The following is a 5,772-nucleotide window of genomic DNA, read 5'->3' on the forward strand; positions in this document are numbered from 1 at the left end:
TTAAGTTACGGTTTTACTTACTTTAAAGTAATGCTATCCGTTTTTAAGCAAGTTTATAGCGGCGTGAATAATTCAGGATTAGTATTCATTTTTTTAATGCAGTCAGCAAATGAAAAGTCTTTAAAATCTGGTGAGATTCTCCAATACCTTGGCCAATCCAAAACCATCGGACTAATAAATTTTGATTTAGGGTCATCGGTTTTGATGAAATCCCAAAAAGGAATAAAGTAATCATTATATACCGGGTGATGGTTATTAAAACTTTTACCAAAAGAAATTCCTATCGCTTTACGTGCAGGTTCACCTCTTGCGGCCTCTACTAAGGGAGTACCGAAATATATTGACTTGTTGGAATCCATCAATGCGAAGCCAGAAGAAACACAACCACGCAAAGGAATCCCCGCAATAATTGATTGGCAAAAAAAGTCCATACAAGTCTGTAAGAACGATAAATAGATTTGATGTTCTTGATAAAAAATGGGACAATAGGGAGTATCTTTTTCTCCCAACAATAAAGGGTAAGGTTCATATTTGGGAGTCGCCAGCCAATATGCCTCTCTGCGGCAAAGGTAATGAACATAAATTATAAATGTATCACTAAAATGACAAACATTAACGTGTCCATTTGCATTGGCAATATATCGTCCCTCTTTCCAGTCATCACTCATTCGTATAGGAACAGCCTTGCTTATATCAGGCGTATAAACTATATCAAGCAATTTGTTATATAATTCTAAAATTGTTTGATTTCCGTGAGTGGTTACATAATTAGAGAATCCTAATATATCAAATAAAGCAATAGAATAAAATTGTTCTTGTTTGCCAGCTTCCTTGAGACGTTTTTCCATCTCTATTTGAGAAATACGCTCATGAGTTGGTTGGTTAACGGCTGAATTATCCATATTTTTTCTCCTACAGTATCTATTGGTTGATGAATTATTATTTTATACTACCAGATCGTTAATATCAACCAGTTGCAGGAAAATTCAAAAATTTTCGATATATCATATGTGAATTGTTTGACCAGAAAGTAATGGATATACTACACAAATAGCCATGTGCTTGTAAAATCGGGAGGTTTATGGTAGTATGGAGTTACGAAAACAAAAGGGAAAGCAGGTGGGAAAATTGACAGTGACGGAACAAATAGACCAGAAACATCAGGAAGATTTACAGAGGCTAAGAGGCTTTCGCCTGCTTGATGATGATTTCCTCACAAAGTGTTTTGAGGGAGATACGGCAAGCATAGAACTGGTATTGCAGATTGTACTGGAAAAGCCGGATTTAAAGGTACTGGACGTCCGCACCCAGGTATTTGTGGAGAATCTGCTGAACCGTTCAGTGAGGTTGGATATCCTGGCTACGGACAGTACAGGGGCAAAGCTGAATGTGGAAGTACAGCGCTCCGACAAAGGAGCCGGGAGAAAAAGAGCCAGGTACAACAGCAGCATGATGGACGCAAACCTTTTGAAGAAAGGCGAGGACTTCGACAAGCTGCCGGAAACGTGGGTAATTTTTATCACAGAGAATGACGTAATGGGAAAAGGGTTGCCGCTCTATCCGATTGAGCGGTGCTTTTTAGGAACAGGGGAAAGATTTGAGGACGGTTCGCACATACTGTATGTAAATGGCGCTTACCGTGGAGATACTCCAATCGGGAAGTTAATGCATGACTTCTCCTGCACAGACGCAGCGGATATGTATTATGGGACACTGGCAGACAGGGTGAGATTTTTCAAAGAGAGCAAGGAGGGAATCGAAATTATGTGCCGTGCTATGGAAGATATGAGGAATCAGACATTGAAAGAGGGAGCAATCAATTCCGCAAAGAGAATGTTGGCAGATGGGATTTTAACACTTGAAAAAGTTGCGGAATATGCAGGACTTCCTCTTGACGAAGTGAAAAAATTGAAAGCAGAACGGACAGCATAAAACAAAACCGTAGGCCGGGAATCTAAAAACAGGTTCCTGGTCTTATTTTTTTGCCCTGAAATGTAAATTTTCTGTGAACTTGATTAAAAAGTCCTTTACAAAACGTCTCTGGAAAAACGGCGAAGTCGATCCTTATTTCGGTAGGTGTTCGACTGGCAGCTTTTAATTTAAGGCAGATTGCAACCCTGACCTGTACCGATGAACTGGATTTATACAGCATCGGGGAGAAAAAAGTGGCGTTGTTTTGCTGTATTCCGGATGCAGATACCAGCCTCAATTATCTGGTTGGAATGATATATAGTAATCTGTTCCAGATGCTTTACTATGTGGCAGACCGGAAATATCATGGGAAACTTCCCATTCCGGTACACTGCATCATGGATGAGTGGCCAAACGTAGCATTGCCGGATGACTTCGACAAGCTGTTGGCAACTATGCGGTCACGCGCAATTTCTTGCAGTATCATCATTCAGAACATCGCACAGATGAAAGCTTTGTTTAAAGACAGCTGGGAAAGTTTGATTGGAAATTGTGATGAATTTTTATATCTGGGCGGCAATGAGAAAGAGGGACATAAGTATGTCTCCGAACTTTTGGGAAAAGAAACGCTGGATACCAATACCTACGGGCAGACCAGAGGAAGAAGCGGAAGTTATTCTGTGAATTTCCAGCAGTCCGGCAGGGAACTTCTCACTCCAGATGAAGTGCGCCTTTTGGATAACCGGAAGGCAGTATTGCTGGTGCGTGGGGAGTGCCCTATTCTGGATGAGAAATATGATCTGCACAAACACATGAATGTGAAATATACGGAGGATGGCGGTGCGCCTCCGTATGATTATGCGAAAGCGCCGCTTGCGCAGAATGATCTGCATATTGATACCAAGAGACTGGATGATTATGAACTGCTTTCTTCAGAGGAAATCTTCGGAGGGGAGCAGTCTTTTTGATTGGAGGAATGCGATTGAAGAACTGGAAAGAAATGAAGAGGAATCGAGTAGATAAGAAATTTTTGGTGTATGCGGTTAGTCCGCCGGCTGTTGGGGATACATCCTTAAGTGCAGTGACAATTGTGTGGAATTATGTGGGAGAATTGGTGTTTAACCTGTTAGTGTTGGTAGGCGCAGTGAAAGCGGCGGACCGGATTGTGCGGGAAATGATGGGATTATAAAAATCAAGAAGAAAGAGAGCGAGAACAATGGAAGTAAAAATGAATAAAGAAATCCGCAATTACCAGGAGTCCATGTTTATGGGACTGAACCTGCGGCAATGTATTTTTTCCTTACTTGCCATCGCTGTGGCGGTGGGGATTTATTTTGGTTTGGGAGACTATGTGGGGCAGGAAGTGACTGGGTGGCTGTGCATCCTTGGCGCGGCTCCTTTCGCAGCCTGTGGATTTTTCCAGTATCATGGCATGAATGCGGAGCAGTTTGCTTGGGCGTATATAAAGTCCGAATTTTTATACCCCAAGAGGTTAGTATTCCAGTCGGAGGACCTGTACCATGCCTGCATGGAAGAAACCATGAACCTTGGAGAAAAAATCAGAGGGGATGGAACTGCCATTCAGAAAAAAAGGGAACAGAGGATGGAGAAGAAACAGATGAGGCAGAAAAAGAAATCGAGAAGGAGTGGTGCATTTGATTAAAACCTTACAGCAGGCATTGAAAATGGATCGGGAAAAGTTCAAAGTTTCAAGGTCTGTCCAGCAGGCGATCCCCATCCAGAGGATCTGGCCCGATGGGGTATTCCAATCGGGGACAAAGTTTTCTAAGTCCTTTCGATTTTCCGATATCAACTATGCCATTGCAAGCAGAGAAGATAAGACGGAAATGTTTTTGGATTACAGTGAGCTGCTCAATGCGTTAGATTCCGGCGCGGCGGCAAAGATTACTCTAAATAACAGGCGGATCAATAAGGAAGAGTTTGAAGCCTCCTTGCTTCTGCCGATGAGAGAGGATGGGCTGGATGCGTACCGGAAGGAGTATAACGATATGCTGCTATACAGAGAGCATCCTGTCGGTAGCGAGAAAGCATTTGTGCCAGATGCCTGGCAGTTTTCACAGGAACAGGCAGCGGCACATGGCTGGTCAGGATATGGGGATTCAGAGTATGTTCCCCATGTTATGCGGTATTATTCTGGCGGCGGATGGTTTTTAGGACTATTTGGAAATGGACAGATCGTGACCATTGCCAAAAGTCAGCTTGGCAATGAAGGCGGGCAGAAATTCTGGTCGTGGTATGGATTTAGCAGTCGGGAGGAATGGTGTGCCTGTTTCGTGTCCTGGTGTGCAGATCAGGCAGGAATGATTCAAAATGGCACAGTGCCGAAGTTTTCTCTTTGTACTGAAGGTGTGAACTGGTTTCAGACACAGGGAAAATGGAAAAGTGGAGGCAGTGTTCCTACTCCCGGAACGATCATCTTTTTTGACTGGGATCATGACGGAGCCAGTGATCATGTGGGAATCGTGGAAAACTGCGATGGAACTACTGTGCATACGGTGGAAGGAAATAGTGGGGATAGAGTGAAGCAGAATAGTTATTCAATCAATTCACCGTCTATTTTGGGATATGGATTTGTTTATAATTGAAAAAGAAATCCGCAGGTATTACATTGAACTGACCTGCGGATTTTGAAAATATTTGTCTATTCTGCAAACTCCTGCATTCTCAGTAAGAATTTTTCGGCAGCTTTGGGAAATACTTGATATTTTTTCCAAATAATATGCATTTCTTCCGTAAGTTCTGGCATCAAAGGGCGAAAACATAAATTACTATTATCTGTAATATTGATGATTTTATCAAAGCACAATGCATATCCCATTCCGTCCTTTACCATGAGAGAGCCATTGAACAGGAGATTATAGGTTCCTACAATATTCAGTTCTTCAGGATTTTTACCCAGCCATTTTATTAGGGAGGATTTGCTGGATCGCTGCCGAGAGATAATGAGAGGCTTATCCCACAAATCTTCTGCTGTAATAACCTCTTTTTGAGCCAATTCTGCATCAGTACGCATGAGAATGCCCCAGGTATCTTTATATGGAACTTTTAATTTATGGTATTTGCTGGTATCTACTTCACCAAATACTAACCCAAAATCAATCAGTCCGCGATCAAGATTTTCGAGGACACTGGCACCGTCTCCACTTATAATGTGAAAATGGATATCAGGAAACTCTTCCTGCAATGCTCGTGCGGCGGATGTGAGAAAGCGGACACCGTCAGTTTCACCTGCGCCAAGTGTAATATCTCCAGTAAGATAGTCATTAGATAAAGTGATTTCGTTTTCTGTCTTTTTTACTAATTCCATGATTTCTTCAGCTCTTTTACGAAGGAGCATTCCCTCATCAGTCAAGGTAATTCGACGATTGCCGCGAATCATCAATTGTGTACCCAATTCCTCTTCCATTTCTCTTAATTGCCGCGAAAGTGTTGGCTGTGACAAATGAAGTGCTTCGGCAGCTCCTGAAATACTCTGTTCTCGTGTAACAGCTAGGAAGTATTGTAAAACACGTAATTCCATGAAATTCACCTCACAAATTAATATGTTAGAGTAAATTATCTTATCGAGCTTCAATGATGAAAATATTGTACCATGTTTTGATATGCCTATCAAGTATGGCAGTATATCCGATATAAGTACCGATATAAGTATTTGTTGAAGAGAGAGAATAAAGTTAAAATATAAATATAAAAGTTTTTCGTGAATATGGAAGGGGAATAACCGAATGAAGAAAAGTAAAATAGAATCGGTAATTGAAAATTTAACCTGAATTATTCACGCCGCTATAAACTTGCTTAAAAACGGATAGCATTACTTTAAAGTAAGTAAAACCGTAACTT

General features: G+C 41.5%; 5 protein-coding genes and 3 pseudogenes. 6 read left to right on the top strand and 2 right to left on the bottom strand.

Features of this window, described 5'->3' with window-relative positions; translation table 11 throughout:
- Positions 1 to 53: 53 nt before the first annotated feature.
- Positions 54 to 902, bottom strand: coding sequence for a hypothetical protein (locus NFS18_RS18730; protein WP_251393040.1), 849 nt, complete (start codon positions 900 to 902; stop codon positions 54 to 56).
- Positions 903 to 1,089: 187 nt separating this feature from the next.
- Between NFS18_RS18730 and NFS18_RS18735 the strand changes: the two genes are divergently transcribed.
- From NFS18_RS18735 to NFS18_RS18760, 6 genes and pseudogenes are all read left to right on the top strand, one after another.
- Positions 1,090 to 1,932: a PD-(D/E)XK nuclease family transposase gene (locus tag NFS18_RS18735; protein ID WP_251393042.1), complete on the top strand. Its 843-nt coding sequence runs from the start codon at positions 1,090 to 1,092 to the stop codon at positions 1,930 to 1,932.
- A 107-nt stretch (positions 1,933 to 2,039) separates the two neighbouring features.
- A pseudogene (locus tag NFS18_RS18740) lies at positions 2,040 to 2,879 on the top strand (VirD4-like conjugal transfer protein, CD1115 family); the annotation flags it as partial.
- Positions 2,876 to 3,100, top strand: a complete 225-nt coding sequence (locus NFS18_RS18745) for a hypothetical protein (protein ID WP_251393047.1) — start codon at positions 2,876 to 2,878, stop codon at positions 3,098 to 3,100. The pseudogene NFS18_RS18740 and the gene NFS18_RS18745, both read left to right, overlap by 4 nt.
- A gap of 27 nt (positions 3,101 to 3,127) precedes the next feature.
- Positions 3,128 to 3,574 carry a PrgI family protein gene (locus NFS18_RS18750; RefSeq protein WP_251393044.1) on the top strand — a complete coding sequence of 149 codons (447 nt, stop codon included), beginning with the start codon at positions 3,128 to 3,130 and terminating at the stop codon, positions 3,572 to 3,574.
- Positions 3,567 to 3,929: pseudogene (locus NFS18_RS18755) on the top strand (VirB4-like conjugal transfer ATPase, CD1110 family); the annotation flags it as partial. The gene NFS18_RS18750 and the pseudogene NFS18_RS18755, both read left to right, overlap by 8 nt.
- A 42-nt stretch (positions 3,930 to 3,971) precedes the next feature.
- Positions 3,972 to 4,517: pseudogene (locus NFS18_RS18760) on the top strand (CHAP domain-containing protein); the annotation flags it as partial.
- A gap of 56 nt (positions 4,518 to 4,573) precedes the next feature.
- Here the strand turns inward: NFS18_RS18760 and NFS18_RS18765 are convergent.
- Entirely contained in the window at positions 4,574 to 5,452 is an 879-nt protein-coding gene (locus tag NFS18_RS18765) for a LysR family transcriptional regulator (RefSeq protein WP_251393045.1), read from the bottom strand.
- Positions 5,453 to 5,772: the final 320 nt, after the last annotated feature.

Source organism: Mediterraneibacter agrestimuris (assembly GCF_943193195.1).
Classification (GTDB): Bacteria; Bacillota; Clostridia; order Lachnospirales; family Lachnospiraceae; genus Schaedlerella; species Schaedlerella agrestimuris.

What these genes read in the sequence shown, in the direction of transcription:
- NFS18_RS18735 (WP_251393042.1), top strand. Translation starts at nt 1,090, where the DNA reads ATGGAGTTACGAAAACAAAAGGGAAAGCAGGTGGGAAAATTGACAGTG.
- NFS18_RS18750 (WP_251393044.1), top strand. Translation starts at nt 3,128, where the DNA reads ATGGAAGTAAAAATGAATAAAGAAATCCGCAATTACCAGGAGTCCATG.
- NFS18_RS18730 (WP_251393040.1), bottom strand. Translation starts at nt 902, where the DNA reads ATGGATAATTCAGCCGTTAACCAACCAACTCATGAGCGTATTTCTCAA.
- NFS18_RS18765 (WP_251393045.1), bottom strand. Translation starts at nt 5,452, where the DNA reads ATGGAATTACGTGTTTTACAATACTTCCTAGCTGTTACACGAGAACAG.